General features: G+C 65.6%; 14 protein-coding genes. 6 read left to right on the top strand and 8 right to left on the bottom strand.

Translation table 11 applies throughout. The features are described 5' to 3' along the window. Positions 1-145: 145 nt before the first annotated feature. Entirely contained in the window at positions 146-1270 is a 1125-nt protein-coding gene (locus tag BH683_RS23835; RefSeq protein WP_084838778.1) for a DUF1524 domain-containing protein, read from the bottom strand. Between the two features lie 137 nt (positions 1271-1407). On the opposite strand from BH683_RS23835, the gene BH683_RS23840 reads away from it, so the two are divergent. Further along, entirely contained in the window at positions 1408-2436 is a 1029-nt protein-coding gene (locus BH683_RS23840) for a hypothetical protein (RefSeq protein WP_084838779.1), read from the top strand. On the opposite strand, the gene BH683_RS23845 is transcribed toward BH683_RS23840, so the two are convergent. Then, positions 2433-3329 (bottom strand): ATP-binding protein, encoded by an 897-nt coding sequence (locus BH683_RS23845; protein WP_246833556.1) that lies wholly within the window; start codon positions 3327-3329, stop codon positions 2433-2435. The genes BH683_RS23840 and BH683_RS23845 overlap by 4 nt on opposite strands. A gap of 125 nt (positions 3330-3454) precedes the next feature. Here BH683_RS23845 and BH683_RS23850 point away from each other — a divergent pair, with 125 nt between their 5' ends. Both BH683_RS23850 and BH683_RS23855 read left to right on the top strand, forming a co-directional pair. Further along, a complete protein-coding gene (locus BH683_RS23850) occupies positions 3455-4651 on the top strand; it encodes a DUF6745 domain-containing protein (protein ID WP_084838780.1) in 1197 nt (398 codons plus the stop codon). 41 nt (positions 4652-4692) lie between these two features. After that, positions 4693-5178, top strand: coding sequence for a hypothetical protein (locus BH683_RS23855; RefSeq protein WP_084838781.1), 486 nt, complete (start codon positions 4693-4695; stop codon positions 5176-5178). A gap of 159 nt (positions 5179-5337) precedes the next feature. Here BH683_RS23855 and BH683_RS23860 read toward each other — a convergent pair whose 3' ends face one another. The 3 genes from BH683_RS23860 to BH683_RS23870 all read right to left on the bottom strand — a co-directional run bounded on the left by BH683_RS23860 (position 5338) and on the right by BH683_RS23870 (position 9091). Then, a complete protein-coding gene (locus BH683_RS23860; RefSeq protein WP_246833557.1) occupies positions 5338-5970 on the bottom strand; it encodes a PadR family transcriptional regulator in 633 nt (210 codons plus the stop codon). A gap of 137 nt (positions 5971-6107) precedes the next feature. Continuing rightward, the gene (locus BH683_RS23865) at positions 6108-7457 is read right to left on the bottom strand and encodes a serine hydrolase domain-containing protein (RefSeq protein WP_246833558.1); all 1350 of its coding nucleotides are present in this window, start codon (positions 7455-7457) and stop codon (positions 6108-6110) included. Positions 7458-7513: 56 nt separating this feature from the next. Beyond that, complete coding sequence (locus tag BH683_RS23870) at positions 7514-9091, bottom strand: serine hydrolase (protein ID WP_246833559.1); 1578 nt, start codon at positions 9089-9091, stop codon at positions 7514-7516. 291 nt (positions 9092-9382) lie between these two features. Between BH683_RS23870 and BH683_RS23875 the strand changes: the two genes are divergently transcribed. Continuing rightward, positions 9383-10996, top strand: coding sequence for a D-alanyl-D-alanine carboxypeptidase (locus BH683_RS23875; RefSeq protein ID WP_084838785.1), 1614 nt, complete (start codon positions 9383-9385; stop codon positions 10994-10996). A gap of 105 nt (positions 10997-11101) precedes the next feature. On the opposite strand, the gene BH683_RS23880 is transcribed toward BH683_RS23875, so the two are convergent. Both BH683_RS23880 and BH683_RS23885 read right to left on the bottom strand, forming a co-directional pair. After that, entirely contained in the window at positions 11102-11494 is a 393-nt protein-coding gene (locus tag BH683_RS23880; RefSeq protein ID WP_246833560.1) for a type II toxin-antitoxin system VapC family toxin, read from the bottom strand. Beyond that, a complete protein-coding gene (locus BH683_RS23885) occupies positions 11479-11727 on the bottom strand; it encodes a type II toxin-antitoxin system prevent-host-death family antitoxin (protein WP_084838786.1) in 249 nt (82 codons plus the stop codon). The genes BH683_RS23880 and BH683_RS23885 overlap by 16 nt, the downstream gene beginning before the upstream one ends. 142 nt (positions 11728-11869) lie before the next feature. Here BH683_RS23885 and BH683_RS23890 point away from each other — a divergent pair, with 142 nt between their 5' ends. Both BH683_RS23890 and BH683_RS29180 read left to right on the top strand, forming a co-directional pair. Beyond that, complete coding sequence (locus tag BH683_RS23890) at positions 11870-12529, top strand: hypothetical protein (RefSeq protein WP_084838787.1); 660 nt, start codon at positions 11870-11872, stop codon at positions 12527-12529. Positions 12530-12557: 28 nt separating this feature from the next. After that, a complete protein-coding gene (locus BH683_RS29180; RefSeq protein WP_084838788.1) occupies positions 12558-14330 on the top strand; it encodes a GMC family oxidoreductase N-terminal domain-containing protein in 1773 nt (590 codons plus the stop codon). 9 nt (positions 14331-14339) lie between these two features. Here the strand turns inward: BH683_RS29180 and BH683_RS23900 are convergent, their stop codons facing one another. Further along, positions 14340-15293, bottom strand: coding sequence for a DUF808 domain-containing protein (locus BH683_RS23900; RefSeq protein WP_084838789.1), 954 nt, complete (start codon positions 15291-15293; stop codon positions 14340-14342). Between the last annotated feature and the right edge of the window lie 128 nt (positions 15294-15421).

The raw sequence follows: 15421 nt of genomic DNA on the forward strand, positions 1-15421 counted from the left end.
TAATCCGCTCCGGAAATTGCCGACCACCGTGTGGAACCCGTTGCCCGCCCCCGACGTCCTAGTTGTCGGAGGTGGGCAGTGGGAGGTGATTCGGTTGTCAGGCGGTGCAACTTGGTCGGGCGCTGAGTGTGGCCTCAACGCCGGTCTACGTTTCGCAGGCCACCCCGTCGCCATCGCGATCTAGTTTGCTGCTGTACCCGGGTTGGCCCGCGTAAATAGGCGCTGCACCCGCAGCGCGGACGGCGGAACAGTTGGCATACGAAACCGACGGAGCATCCACGACGGCCGGCGGGGTGTAGACCGGCTCGGGCGGCGGGGTGTAGGCGGGCGCCGGGGGAGGCGTGTTCGCTGGACGAACCGGTGCCGGAGTCGACGTTCTCGGAATCGGGGTGGCGGTCTCGGTTGTGGCCACGGCAGGTGTTTCGGGCATCGTCGCACCGCAGGAGCTGAGAACGCGTGCGATGGCGTCCTTCTCGGCCTGCGTGACCCACAGCTGGTACGCGGACTTCACGTCGACCTGCCGGGCCACGTACGTGCAGCGGTACGACTTGCTCGGCGGCAACCACGTCGCGGCGTCGCCGTCGCTCTTCTGCTGATTGGTCGGTCCGTCGGTGGCCTGCAGGTTGCGGGGGTCGTTGGCGAAGTCGATCCGCTTAGCGGGCGTCAGCTGTTGGGCACCCTTCTGCCAGGCGTCCGACAGCGCGACGACGTGGTCGATCTGTACAGCGCTGGACGTGTCTTGGCCGCGGAGGAAGTCGATCGACGTGCCGGTATACGGGTCAGCGAGGACGCCGGTCTGCACCGCGCACCCCTGCGATCCCGCCTTGAAGGCGATCTGTGTCAGGTCGCGGCGCAGGATGTCGTTGCGGGTGTCGCACCCGTTGCGTCCACCTTCGACGGAGACGGCGTCGGTCCAGGCTTCGCCGAATTGGGCGCGGTCGTACCCGGTCTTCGGGGCGCGGCCTTTGACCTCCAACGCATTCAGCTTGGTCATCGCGGCGTTGGCGCCGGGAGCAGCGGTCACCTGCGCGACGGGAGTGGCCACCGGGAGCGCCTTCTCGGTCGTTGTCGCCGGTGCGGTGACCGTCATCGTGGTTGTGCTGGGTGGAGCAGGCGCCGTGTCGGCGACCGTGGCCGGCTTCTCGTCCTCTGTCACCGCGCCGATTGCACCGAACGCCAACACGACTGCGACCAACCCTCCGGCCACCCACGGCCACCTGCGCTTCTTCGGGGGCTGCGGGGCCGGTGGACGGTCCCAATTGGTGGGCATGGCAAATGGATCAGACATGGCGGAGGGGGCGGCCTTTCGGGTGGGAGCCGCGAGGGGGAGTTGCGGCACTCAGCCGGATATAGCCGTCCGGGCACGGAGCGTTACCAAAGTCCATCGTTCGATGGACAATCGAACTCATGACGCACCCAGAGACGATGTCCGGCGGCGGGCAGTACAACGAGAACTCGACGGCGCAGTTGAGCGCCGCGGCCCGTGCCTTCCCGCTGCTCCGCCAGGCAGCCGCAGTGGCGCCACCGACCTCTGGCGGACTACTGACGATCGCCGACTACGGATGCTCGGAGGGACGAAACTCTCTGGCCCCCATGCGCGCCGCGATCGAGGAAATGCGCCGTGTCCACTCGGCCGATACGCCGATCAGTGTGGTCCACACCGACCTCCCACAGAACGACTTCAGCTCGCTGTTCGCCACCGTCGCAGACGATCCCGGCACCTATACCGGACCCGGTGTCTACACCAGCGCGGTCGGGGAATCGTTCTACCAACACATTCTTCCGCCGCACTCGGTCTCGCTCGGGTGGAGCTCGATTGCCCTGCACTGGCTCAGCGCAGCTCCGGGGCCGCTCGACGGCATCTGGTACACCGGCGGGTCGCAATCCCAGCGTGACCACTGGGCTCAGCAGGCGGCCGACGACTGGGCCCGGTTCCTCGACGCGAGGGGCCGTGAGTTGGTGCCGGGAGCGCAGCTGATCATCGTGGTCGGGTCAGCTGATTCGGCCGGCAACAGCGGGGCCGAGAGTGTGATGACGACCCTGCGGCGCGTCGCCGGCGACATGGTTGAGGCCGGTCGTCTGCCCGCGACATTGCTCACCCCCATCCCGGCGTGGTACCGCACGGCCGCCGAGTGGCAGGCACCGTTTCCGCACGCCGACTTCACACTTGACCACCTCGACGAAGTTGTCCTAGGCGATCCGATCGCCAAGCAGAACGTGGATGGCGACCGTGCGCAGTACGCCCGCGACGTCGCTGAAGCCATCCGGGTGTCGTTCGGTCCGTCCCTGCTTGCTGTCATCCCGCGAGAAGACCGCGCGGAGACCGAGCACGAACTGTTCACCGAACGACTGACTGCCGCCATCGCAGAGGACACCGCAATCGGCTTCAACTGGCGGCTGGCAATCATGATGCTCCGCAGGAGCGCCGCCGACTAACGGTCCGCCGAGAACCGCACCGCCGCCCGAATCTGCGCGGCCACCGACCGTCCGGCCCCGAGCGGCCACCGATGCATCACGTACTCCGCCGCTTGATCGACGCTGAGCTGGCGGCTCGAATTGCCGGTGCGCAACCAGAACTCGGTCGTCGCGTTCTTCGTCGCCGGCTTCAGATACACCGGCCGCGGCGACGGGGAACAAGTGACCCGGCAGACTTGCCGGTCCCCGTCATCGGTGGGCACAGCCTCGATCGCGACTCCGACGATGGCCGCGGTGCTCTGCCCCAGCGTCGTGGTCAACAGGTCGCGGAGCCAGAGCTCGAAGCGGTCGGCGTCGGGGTGCCGCAGGGTGCCGAAGTCGGGGTCGAGACCAAGAGGGTTGCCCTCGTCGTCGACGCCGATGAGCAGGTTGCCGCCGTCGCCGTTGAGGAACGCCGAGACGGTCTTGACGATGACCTGCTCCATCTTGGCGTCGCGCTCGCCGGTGTGGAGGTTGACCCTGGCTGTCGATTTGAACTCCACCTGAGCGGACTCGCCGGCTGCGAGCAGCGAGCTGACGGTCGCGTGTTCCGGCCTCTGGAAGTGCGCCGCAACGGCGGCGTACACCGTGACGCTGAGAATCGACGACACCAGCGCGAGCACCACGGTGAGCACGCTCCACACCTTCAGATCCGGATCGATCGCGCCGGCGATGAACAGGCCGACCGCCGAGCCGAGAATTGACAGGAACATCCCGGTGGTGGCGTTCAACCGGGCCCGATGCCGCACCAGCCAGCGGGCCACGGAACTGAAACCCCACGCCAGCACCAACACGATCACCAACGCCGCCGCGGTAGCCCACACAGGGGTGGCGATGTGGAGCGTGGTGTCGATCGGAGCATTGGACTGGTGCACGGTGGACAGTATCCCTGAGTCGCGCCGGAGTGCAGCGAAGACACTCGTACCCTCTTGCGATCTCGGCCCGCGCCTGTCACTCTGGGAAACATGACTACAGGAAAGGCGGATTCCGCCACGCATCCGTGAGCGCCGCATTCGGGTCTCCGACTCTTGGGGACCATGAGCATGTCGAGTTCGATTCCGATCACCACCGCACCATCGCTGCCGTGCACGCGGAGTGGCTGGCCGCTGCGTTGGCCACCGGGCCGAGTGATCGGACCACAGCGGAAGCCGCTGTCTCCCAGCTGTATCGGCTGGCCGGACACCCACAACCCGAGTTCGCATGGGTACCGTCCCCGCCTTCGGCGTCGGAATTGATCTCGACCAGCGGACTCTCCGAGGGCGGCCCCTTCTTCACCGGCGATCGACAATCGGCACACGCCGGCATCGCGGCCGTCGTCAACGCGTCGAAGCGACGCATGGAAGCTCGAGTCAGCCCTCCACGACCCCCACGACGACACGGATGGTGGCAACCGCCGCCGCCTCCTGAAGAGGAGTCCGAACCGAGAGCGCAAGCACGCCAACAGATCCGCGACCCGTTGAAGACCACGGTGAACGACGCAATCGCGGTAGGAATCCGCAAGATCACCCCGTCGATCTCCGGCTACGTCACCTGGTATGGCCAACACGAGGCACCCTGGATCGCACATTGCGACGCTGGCCGCCGACTCGGTCTGGCGCGGTACTCTCCCGAAGACGTGGAAGTGCTCGATATCCACTGTGCCATAGCGAAAGCCACCGGTTGGTGGTGGCCGTTCGACCAAGTCTGCGTGATGGCCGAGCGACCGATCGCGCTGCACACAGAACCCACTCCGGACGCTCGGTTCGGCCAGCGTCGGCTGCACCACCGAAATGACCCGGCGATCGCATTCGCCGACGGGCACGAGGTGTATGCGGTCAGCGGCACCATCATTCCGAAATGGGTGATCACGGACCCAACCGTCGAGCGCATCAATCGCGAACGCAACGTCGAGATACGACGGACCGCCATCGAGCGGATCGGCTGGGAAACCTACATTTCCGAGTCCAACCTCGAACTGATCGACCGCGCCGACGATCCCGGGAACGACGCGGGCACGTTAGCGCTGTATGCAACCCCGCCCAGGGTGCGACCGCACGGACGAATACTGCTCGTCCTGAACGGATCCCGAGAACGCGACGGCACCCGCCGGCGCTACGGGCTGCCGGTACCCGACGGTGCGTCCTCCGCGCTCGACGCCGCCGGCTGGACCTACGGCATCAGCGGGTCCGACTACGCGCGGCTGGTGCGCCGCACATGAGCCACAACCATTTTCCGACAACACAACCCAAGGTGACCACAATGAACTCCACCATGACCCTGTCCGATCTCACTGCCTACACCGGCCTCGACGTCTTCGACTACCTGGACAAAGAAGTGTCGATCTCGGTGGTCGACGGTCTGCAAGCCCAAGGCGACCTCATCGTCGTCCCCGCAGACCTTCTCCCGATGGTCGCGGCGTTCACTGACGCTCGACCCGAGCAGGTGCCGCGATCAGGAGTCGAGTTGCTCCGCAGCGCAGCTGGTGGCAATCCCCACAGCCTCGTTGCCGACGAGGGCCGCTGCACGTGGACGTCAAAACTCTACGATCCTCGACGTCTGGCGCTCGGCATCGTCGACACCGAGGTGGTCGCGTACCTGATCCACCCCGAGCACGGCGCCACCGGATTGGCACCCGGGCGCTACGTGATCGGACGGCAGCGCGAGTTCGACATGAGCATCCCGCAGACGAGGTATCGCGCGATTGCCGACCTTTCCACGTCGGGTGCGCGCTACGTCGCGGATTAGCGACACCTGCGCCAGGCCGCGGAGTCCCGCACGGTCTGGCGCACCGCGCACCGGAGTGAACCGATGCGCGAGGCACCGGACGGTGCGCGACGACGGCACGGTGACGCCTGGGTTCGCCGATGGGTTCGTCTATGGGTTCGCGACGGGGCGGGGGACCGATCACTCCTGCGCCGGGCCGCTGTCCCCGTACTCCTCGATGATTCCGTCGAGGATGGCTTGGATGCGGTCGGCGTGGGTCTCGACGGGGGTGACGGTGTCGGGCCAGTCCTCGACTTCGGTGAGCATCCAGTCGACCCACGAGATGATGTGGGTGAAGTGCCCGACCATGAACTTCGCCGACATCGCCAGTACGTGCTGGCGTCCGGGGAAGGACCCGGCGCCGGGTGTCTTGATCAGCCGGGCGTTGGCGACGAACACCTGGCGTTTCATCTCGGCCTGCGCTCGGATCGTGCGCAGCGTGTTCCGGAGGTCGTCGACGGATCCCAGGTCCGCGACACAGACCCGCAGCAGGCCTTCGAACTCCATGGTCGAGGCCTTGGTCTCGGTCGCCATCCACTCGGTGATGGCGGCGCGGCCTTCCGGGGTGATTGAGTAGATGGTCCTGCTGCGTTTTGTCCCCGTGGGCTCGGTGCGGGCTGTCACCAGGCCGCGTTCCACCAGCTTCTTGGGGGCGTTGTAGCGCTGGCGGTCGGCCCGGGGGACGATTTCGGACATGCCTCGGCCGATTTGTTCGGCCACTTCGTATGCCGACCAGTCCCGGGCCGCCAAGATGCCCAGAATGGCGTACGACATCGTGTTGAGGTCGCCTTGTGGCACAGCAACCTCTCTTCCTAACACTGCGACAACATGAATGCGGCCGACAGTTTAGCAACGGTGATGATGGGTGCCGACAGGGTGTCGGGCACCCACCATCACCGGTCGAACGAGTGCTATCCGCCGCTGGTGTCCTCGGCGACTTCGTCGACGTCACTCGCGGTGTCTGGGGCCGGAACGTTGTATACGAACGGCACGAGCTTCGAGGCGACCGCGGCAGCGGCGGCGTTGCCGTCGATGGTGGGCGCGAGGTTTGCCCACACCACCATCGTCACGTCGTTGACGGGGTCGTAACCCATGAACGAGTTGTAGCCGGGCATCTCGCCGATGTGTCCGTACATCGGACCCATCTGCGCGATCCCGTAGCCATAGCCGGCGCCATCCGGCTTGGTCGGATCAGTCGGTTGCACACTGTCGAGCCGCAGCTTCTGCGTCGCCTCGTTGAGCAGTTCGCCGTCACCCATGGCCTTGACCCAGGTGGCGAGATCGTTGGCGGTGGCGATGCCCTGGCCGGCCGACCACGTCCACGACGGGTTGTCGTTCGTGGTCACCCGCGGCTTCACCGTCCCGGCCTCGATGGCCGCGATCCGCTCCGGGGACAGCGCCGGTTCGTCGAGTGTCTCGACGTTGCCGCTGTAGGAGTAGCCGCTGGCATACGGCGCCGGGATGGACGTGTCGGTGTTGGCGGGGAACGAGCTGCCCGTCATGTTCAGCTTGCTGAAGAACCGGTCCTGGAAGATCTGGGCGATCGGTTTGCCGTCGAGCTGTTCGGCGATGAGTCCGAGCAAGACCGTGTTGGTGTTGGAGTAGTGGTAGCCGCCGCCCGGTGGGAAGTACGGGGGATTGGCGAATGCCAGTCCGAGCAATTGCTCTGGCGTCCAGACCTTCTGGGGATCGTTGTCGAGGGCCTCGTTGAGCGTGACGGTCTCGGTGTAGTTGTACAACCCGCTGCGCATATCGAGGAGCTGACCGATGGTGATGTTCGCGCCGTTGGGGACGTCGGGGCGGTACTTGCTGACCGGGTCGTCGATGGAGATCTTGCCTTCCTGCACCAACTGCATGATGGCGGTGCCGGTCCAGGTCTTCGTGTTCGAGCCGATGCGCACCTTGGTGTCGAGATTGGGCGCGTCTTTGGAATCGCTGGAGACGGTGCCGAACGACTTGACGTACTCGCCCTGCGGGGTGCGGATCAGCACCATCATTCCGATCTCACGGAACTCCGTCGCCATGTCGTCGACGAGCTTGTCCATGGCGGCGGTGTCGAAGGGGACGAGAGCGCTGGACGAGGATGCCCCTGAACTCGGCGAACCACTCGCTGTCGACGAACTCGCCGAATCCGACGAATCATCGGACGAGCAGGCGGTGGCGACCAGCGCCGCCGACAGCATCACGGCCAGCGCTGCCGACCGAACGCCACGTGGCGTGCGCCGACGTCCGGCTCGGGGGACTGCTCCACCTGGTGACATGGCATTTCTCCTTGACAATGGTTGTGCTGCATCTTCTGACATGGCAATTTCCGACATCATTGGGGCGCCCGGGTGAACGTGCCGAGGCCATCTCGGTCGAAGTATTCGATGGTCATCGTCGACGCCGGACCGTCGGTCACCGTGAACTCGGCACCGGTTGGGCCTGCGGCGTTTTCACCCTCTGGTTCGAACCAGTAGGTGTCGCCCTGGTAGTGGGTGAGCGGGTAGCTCTGCTGCAGATCTTTGCCGATCTTGAGGACCAGGTTGTTGCCCTCGGCGACCACCTCGGCCGAACCGTAGAACGGGCTGGTGTATCTGCCGATGTAGTCGCCGGCCGCTCGGGCAGGGGGCGCATCGGCGGGCGGATTGGCGTAATCGACCTCGGAACGTCCGGCGTTGATGACCATCTCGAACTGGCCGGCGATGAACGGGGCCCAATCGACCGTCAGCTTGCCATTGCTCACGTAGTCCAGGAACTGGGCCGTGATGGTTTCGGCGACCCCGACGGGCGCGGTGTTGGCCAGGACGACGATGCCGAGCTGTTCGCTGGGCAGCATCTTGACGTCGGTGCTGGCGCCGAGCGCAAAAGCGCCGGCGTGCCCGATCTGTACCCGGCCATGGGCATCGGTGTCGACGTTGAATCCGATCCCGTAGAAACCATCTCGAGCACCGGGCGTTGTGGACGGGTGAGCGAACGAGTGGGCCTGGTGCGTGAACTGCAGCTCCTCGGCGTCGACGACCTGCTGCCCGTTGAACATGCCGTCGGCCAGTTCCATCTGGACCCACGTGGCCATATCGTCGACCGACGACATCGCGCCGCCCGCAGGAGCCTGCTCCGCGGGATTGCTGACGTACTCCGCCGCCCAGGTCTTGGCGTCGGCGTCGGCGAGCTGATGGTTGTACGCGCGGTTGGGGGAGTTCAGCCACTCGTCGTACCGGGACGTGGTGTTCTCCATCCCGAGAGGGTCGTAGATTGCCTGCTCCGACAGATCCGCCCACGACATCCCTGAGGCGTTGGCCGCAGCATTGCCCGCAATCGAGAATCCGTAGTTGGTGTAGTCGTAGTGGTCGCGGAAGGGGTAGAGCGGAAACTGGTTGAGTCGGCTGATCGTTTCGGGGTACGAATAGCCCAGATCCTCGAGCAGGTCGCCGGCATGGTCGGGCAGGCCCGAGCGGTGCGACATCAGGTCGGTGTAGGTCGCATTGGCGGTCACGTACGGATCTGCGACGGCAAATCCTGGCTCATACGTCTTCACCGGGTCGTCCCAGTTGATCTTCCCGTCGCCGACGACCGTTGCCACCACACTCGAGGCCAGCGGCTTCGACACCGACGCCAGCTGGAACATGGTGCTGGTGTCGACCTTGCCTGATTCGCCGACCTTCTTGACTCCGAACCCCTTGGCGTAGAGAACTTCACCTTCGTAGACCACCGCGACCGCTACTCCGGGCGCTCCGGTGTCGGTCATGATCTTCTCGACGTAGCCGTCGAGCTGATCGATGGCCGAGTCGACGCCGGCGCGGTCGATCTGCGGGGCCGGCACGCTCGGTGGAACCTCGGCCAACGAGGTCGACGACGAGTCGTCAGACGATGAGCACCCCGAGAACACCAGTGCGACTGCCGTGCCGACAGCCACTGCAGTCGTGGCGTATGTACGTGCTCGCCGCCTTGGTCGGGAGGTGGTGCGCGGTGAGACCATGACGCTCCGTCTGAGCTGATCCAGAGGCTGACCGGCGTTCGGACTTTGCCCGGCGCTTGTCGATCCTTTGGTGAAGGATTAGTGAAACGATAGTAGCGCTTCTGAATGCAAAGTACAGTATGCAAGTTGCACCAAGCCTTTCGGGTAGATTGCTGTGGTGCCGACATGCCCGCCGGGGGCCCGGCAAGCGCGGCGCGGCAGAGCGCCGAACACTCGAAGGTGGTTCTCATGCCCAAGCGACATCTGCAGACACGCGCAGTCAAGACGCTCATCGCGGTTGCAACGGTCTCCGGGCTGCTGCTGGCCGCCGGCTGCTCCGGTGACTCGTCGGACGACTCGGACTCCAAAAAGACGCAGGGACAGCAGATCCCGGCCGAGGCCACCGCGATCATGGAGACCGATCCGTACACGGCAGCGCGGTGGTCGTACCTGGTGGTCGACCCCGAGACCGACGAGGTCATCTACAGCAATCAGGCCGACTCGTTCATGTTCCTGGCTTCGCAGACCAAGCACTTCACCGTCGGAACGGTGTTCAACGATCTGGGAGTGGACCGTAAGGTCACCACTCCCGTCTACGCGACGGCAGCGCCCGCGAACGGGACCCTCACCGGCGATCTGGTGCTCGTCGGATCGGGCGATCTGGCGCTCGGCGGTCGCAACGCAGATCAAGGCAAGTTCGTCTTCGCCACCGACGGCATCGACCACGTCTACGCCGACGCCCTGCCCGGCGCGGTGCTGGCACCCGGCAATCCCCTGGCCGGACTCGACGCGATGGCCGAACAGGTCGCCGCCTCCGGAGTCACCCGCGTCGACGGCGACGTCCTCGTCGACCCGCGGCTGTGGGAAACCTACGACACCGTCGAGGGACTGGTGCCGTCGATCTTCGTCAACGACAACCTCGTCGACATCCAGGCATCACCGGGCGAGCCCGGACAGCCGGCCACGATCCAGATGCTGCCGGGCAACGGACTGTTCACCATCGACAACCAGGTGACCACTGGCGCCGCCGACAGCGACTCCACCCTGAAAGTGGCTGCCGACGAAGCCAATCCGACGCTGCTGCACGTCACCGGCTCAGTCCCGGCGGGTAAGACCTCGCTGACCGTCTACCGCATCACAGACGCGTCGAGCTGGGCTCGCCAGCTGTTCATCGAAGCACTGCAGCGCAAAGGCATCACGGTGGCCTCGACGTCGAAGGCGAACAATGACGCCGCGCTGCCGGCCACCGGCAGCTATCAGGACAACCTGCGGCTGGCATCCCTCGAGTCGGCGCCACTCGGCGAATCCGGCGGCATGATCCTCGCGACCAGCTACAACACCGGCGCCAACACGTTCGTCTGCCTGCTGGCCGTCGAGGCGGGTTCTGACCAGTGCGAGGACGGCCTGCCCGCAATCCGCGATCTGGCTGCCGAAGCGGGCGTCCCGGCGTCGGACTTCGTGATCATGGACGGCCAGGGCGGCGATCCCTCCTCGGCGACACCCACCGCAGTGGCGACCTGGCTCAAGTGGGTCAGCGACCAGCCGTGGGCCGACACCTTCTGGAGCGGCCAGCCCATCCTCGGCGAGCGCGGGTCGCTGTCCGGGGTCGGTGTCGACAGCCCGGCGAAGGGCAAGGTGATCGGTAAGACGTCGACCTCCGCCGATGTCGAACCGGGCACCGAACGGCTCATCATCACCACCCAGGGCCTGTCGGGTTACCTGGACGTCGGCGACGGCAAGCGACTCCTGTTCGTGACCGCAGTCAGCAACGCGGTGTTCCCAGATCTGCCGCGCGGAGTGTTCCAGGTCGGCGACGACGTTGGCATGGTGGCTGCGGCGTTCCAGCAGGCGCAGGAGAAGTAGCCGTCTCTGCAAACCCACCCGTTCCGGTCAAACCCACGAGGCGCAAACCCTTGGGTTTGACCGGAACGAGTGGGTTTGCGGGAAGGAACACCCGCGGAAGTCACTTCAGACTGCGACGACCTCGAGTAGGTCATCGAGCCCCGCGAAATTCGAGGGATTGCGAGTGAAGAGGCGCGCATCGTGCGCATGGGCGGTGGCGGCGATGAATAGATCCATGGATCGCGCGCGCGGCTTGCGTCCCGCGTCGACCACTGCGGCGGCGATCTGTCCATAGCTGGCGGCCACTGCTGCGTCCACAGAGAGCGCCGTGAACGTCTTCTGAATGAACAGAAGTCGTCGCAACCTCTCGGCACGGGCTGAATGGGACTTTGCGACGAGGACTCCGAAGTGCAGCTCCGCCAGCGTGATCGAGCTCAAGGCCAGTTGGCCGGGTAAGGGCTCGACATCGGACGCCAGCACCACGCTCGTGTCGAGGATTCCCCTCACGTGCGGCTCCACGGATCGATGATGTGGTCATCGATCTCGGCACGGTCGGCGTCCCAGTCGGAGTCTGCGGGTCCGGCAAACAGTTCCTGCACCTCGACCCATGAGCGCCAGGTGTTCGGCGACGCAGGCACGAGTCGCGCGCTGGGACGACCGGACACCGTGATCGTGATCTCCTCGCCGGCTTCCACTCGTCGAACCAGATCTGACGCATCCTGGCGTAGTTCCCGCAGACCCACACTCTCCATGCAGCGAGTGTAGCGCTTGTGCTACCGCGTCACCTTTCCCAAAGATAGGAGTATTGCTGCAACCCCTCGACATCATCTTTGTTATGGTTCGGTCATATAGGACAGTCCAGGCCCGCGCTGTCGAGGTTTCTCCACTCGGGGGATGGGTGTGTTCGATCGTCGTCGATTTCTGACCGGGCTGGCTGCTGTCGGGGCCGGGTTCACTGCGCTCACCGTGGTGCCGAGTGTGTTCACCGGCGCGCGCACGTACGCCAACTCTTTGCCGCCCGTGCGTGAGACCGTCTGTGGGGTACTGGCGTTCGTCGTCCCCGGCAATGATCGCTACTCGCGGGCACAAGGTATGGCCACCGGTCGTGCGGGCGGTGTCACGCCCGGCACCGCAGATTCGTTGACCCGTACGCTCGACCGGGCGGTGCCGTTCCCGGTACTCGGCCCGGCATTCGGAATCACCCTGCCTGGCGCCGCCGCGATCGCGGCGCTGCTGAACGTGATTGCACTGTCCGTCGAACCGAACTCGGTGCGCGGCCCGTTCTCTGCGCCGTTCGCCAACCTATCGCATGCGCGTAAGGCCCAGGTGTTCGACGTTCTCGATACCCACCCGTTGATCCCGGGTCTGCCGATCAAGTTCGCTGTCAACGCAATTCCGACCCTTGCCGCCTTCGCGGCGTACTCCGAGACCTCTGCCTTCGACCCCCGGACACGTACGCTCACCGGCCGCCCTGTCGGCTGGGAGCTGAGCAGATACGACGGCGTCAGCGACGGGTGGGACGAGTTCCGCGGCTACTACCGAGGGGTCCAGTAGTGACGTTGCGACAGAACAGGAGTCAGCCATGACCGACGTCATCGTGATCGGCGCCGGCGGCGGCGGACCCGTCGCGGCCAAGGAACTCGCAGCCCGCGGACTCGACGTACTGGTGATCGAATCCGGCCCCCGGTTCGGCGACCCGGAGAACGAATGGACTCATTTCGAGGACGACGCCAACAATCCCATCACCGGCTTTCTGCGCGTCGGTCCAGGTGACCGCAGCCGCGGACCCTGGTTGCGTGATCTGCCGCAGAGTTCGTTCATCTGGCAGGTCAACGGCGTCGGCGGCACCACGCTGCACTACTTCGGCAACTGCCCGCGGCCGGCACCCGGAGTGTTCAACGACTACACCGGCGCGGACCGCGCCATGTACGACACCGCGCACCTGTTCCCGCTCGGATACGAAGATCTGCGGCCCTACTTCGAGTGGTGCGAGGCGACACTGCCGATCATGGCCGCCCCGATGGGAGCCAAGGAAGAAGTGTTTCTGCGCGGTGCAGCGGCGATGGGCCTGCCCCACCAGACCTCTCTCGACACCACAGGCCCTGCCCATCGCGCCCAGCAAAACGCCATCCTCCAGCCCGGCGGAACCGCCGGCAGAACGAGCGATCCGGCGCGGCTGCGTCACCCAGAAGCGCAGGGCTGCACCATGTGCGGGCACTGCTATCAGGGGTGCTACCTGCCCAAAGGTGCGCCGCGCAACCTCAAGGCCAAGCGGTCGACGGACAACTCGTACGTCCCGATGATGCTCACCGCAGACGCCTGGTCACCGGGTGGGCGCGCAGCCAGGCTCGTCACCGACGCCACGGTCACCCGCATTCTCGCTGCCGAACGCGGGGGTGAGATGACCGCGTACGGAGTGCAATTCCGAAGTTCCGACGGCGCGATGCACGAGGAGACCGCGAAGGTCGTCGTCCTCGCAGCGGGGTGCATCGAGTCCCCGAGGTTGTGGTTGCAGTCGTTGCTGCCCAACCCGAATGGTTGGGTGGGCAGGGGCCTGACCGACCACCACATGGACGTCGTGTTCGGAGTGTTCGACGAGTACACCGGCCAAACGAAGGGCGCCGGGTCCAACGCGCGCGTCGACCTCCCCGGCTACGGCGGCATCGAACAGGTCTGCCTGCCGCCGGCCCTGCAGGCCTACGCGATGAACTTCAGCGACTCCGGCTTCCAGGGCTATGGCCGCGCCGGCGGCGTGGTGGGCTCGGCAGGCGCGGACACCTACGGCCGCCTCGTCGGACGTGACCTGCTGACCACCCTCGACGATGCCGACAAGACGCTGGCCGCCTTGGTCATCACCGATGACGACGTCGAGTACGGCAACTCCGTGACAGTGCCGGGCATCTTGCCCCCGGACGAGCACGGGCTGGCGCCGCGGGTGACCATGCAGCACCGCAACCGATCGGCGCGCACCCGCCGGAACCGTGAATACTGCAGCCGCAAGGCTGTCGAACTCATGCGGGCCGCCGGTGCGCGGACCGTACATCGGTCGGATTGGCCGCCGCTCATCCTGCATTCGCAGTCGAGCATGCGGATGGGCGAGCAGGAGTCGAACTCGGTGCTGGACGCCAACGCCGAAGCACGGTGGGTCAACAACCTGTTCATCACCGACAACTCGGCGTTGGCGAACTCGCTCGGTGGGCCCAATCCGACCCTGACAACGCAGGCGATCGCCACTCGCACCGCCGAAGTGATCTTCTCCAAGTACTTCGGCGGCGATCCCTGGGTCGGGCGCGAGAACCCGGTGTCGTCGATCGACGATCGGGTCACCGAGGCTGTGGTGCGGCGAGGGTTATAGCCCGGGGCGTCAGTGTGCGGTGGCGGCGGTCTTCTTCTTGCGCTTCGGGATCACGTGCATGATCGCCACGATGATCGCGCCCAGGATCAGGCCGACGACCGCGGAGGCGGTGGTGCCGAGAATCCAGGAGAGCACTCCGCCGAACCAGCCGTGGACGAGTTCTTTGCCCCAGTGCTCCAGATGGTGGAGTTGATCGGCGGGCCAGTGGAAGCCCGCCTCGCCGAGGTTGACGAGCAGAATGTGGCCGCCCACCCACAGCATCGCCGCGATACCGACGATGGTGAGGACGTTCATCAGTTTCGGCATCGCCGAGACCAGTCCGCGACCGATCTTCTGGCTCACGGCCGAATCGCGTTTCGCGAGTGCGAGACCGATGTCGTCCATCTTGACGATCAACGCGACCACGCCGTAGACGAGCGCGGTGATGAGAAACGCCACGGCAATGAGTACCAGCAGGCGGGTGACAAACGGTTCTTCTTCGACCGACGACAGCGAGATGATCATGATCTCCGCCGACAGGATCAGGTCGGTGCGGATGGCGCCGCTGACCATCGTCTTCTCGAACTCAGGCCCACGCTCGGTGGGCTCCTCCGAGGCAGCGTGCCCGCCGCCGAGTGCTTCGTAGACCTTTTCGGCGCCCTCGTAGCAGAGGAACGCGCCGCCCACGATCAGCAGGTACGGCAGTGCCCCCGGCAGGAACTGGCTCAGCAGCATGGCCACCGGAAGGATGATCAGCAGTTTGTTGCGGATCGATCCGAGTGCGATCTTCCAGATGATCGGGAGTTCGCGGTCGGGGGAGAAGCCGTGGACGTAGCGGGGAGTGACCGCGGCGTCGTCGACCACCACGCCCGTCGCCTTCACGCTCGCCTTACCTGCAGCGGCTGCGACGTCGTCGAGGGTTGCCGCGGCAGCCCTCGTGATCGCGGCGACATCGTCGAGTAGTGCGACGAGACCTCCAGCCATGGCGACGCTCCCTCAGATCGGCGGGTGTGTGTTCCTTGGAACTGTACTTCGTGGTGGTGGGGGTGTCGGGGCTAAGTGGTGTCCCGGGCCATGTGCGGCCAGATAGGAGGATCCACATAGTGGCCGGG

The sequence above is a fragment of the Williamsia sp. 1138 genome, assembly GCF_002095435.2.
In the GTDB taxonomy this organism is placed as follows: Bacteria; Actinomycetota; Actinomycetes; order Mycobacteriales; family Mycobacteriaceae; genus Williamsia.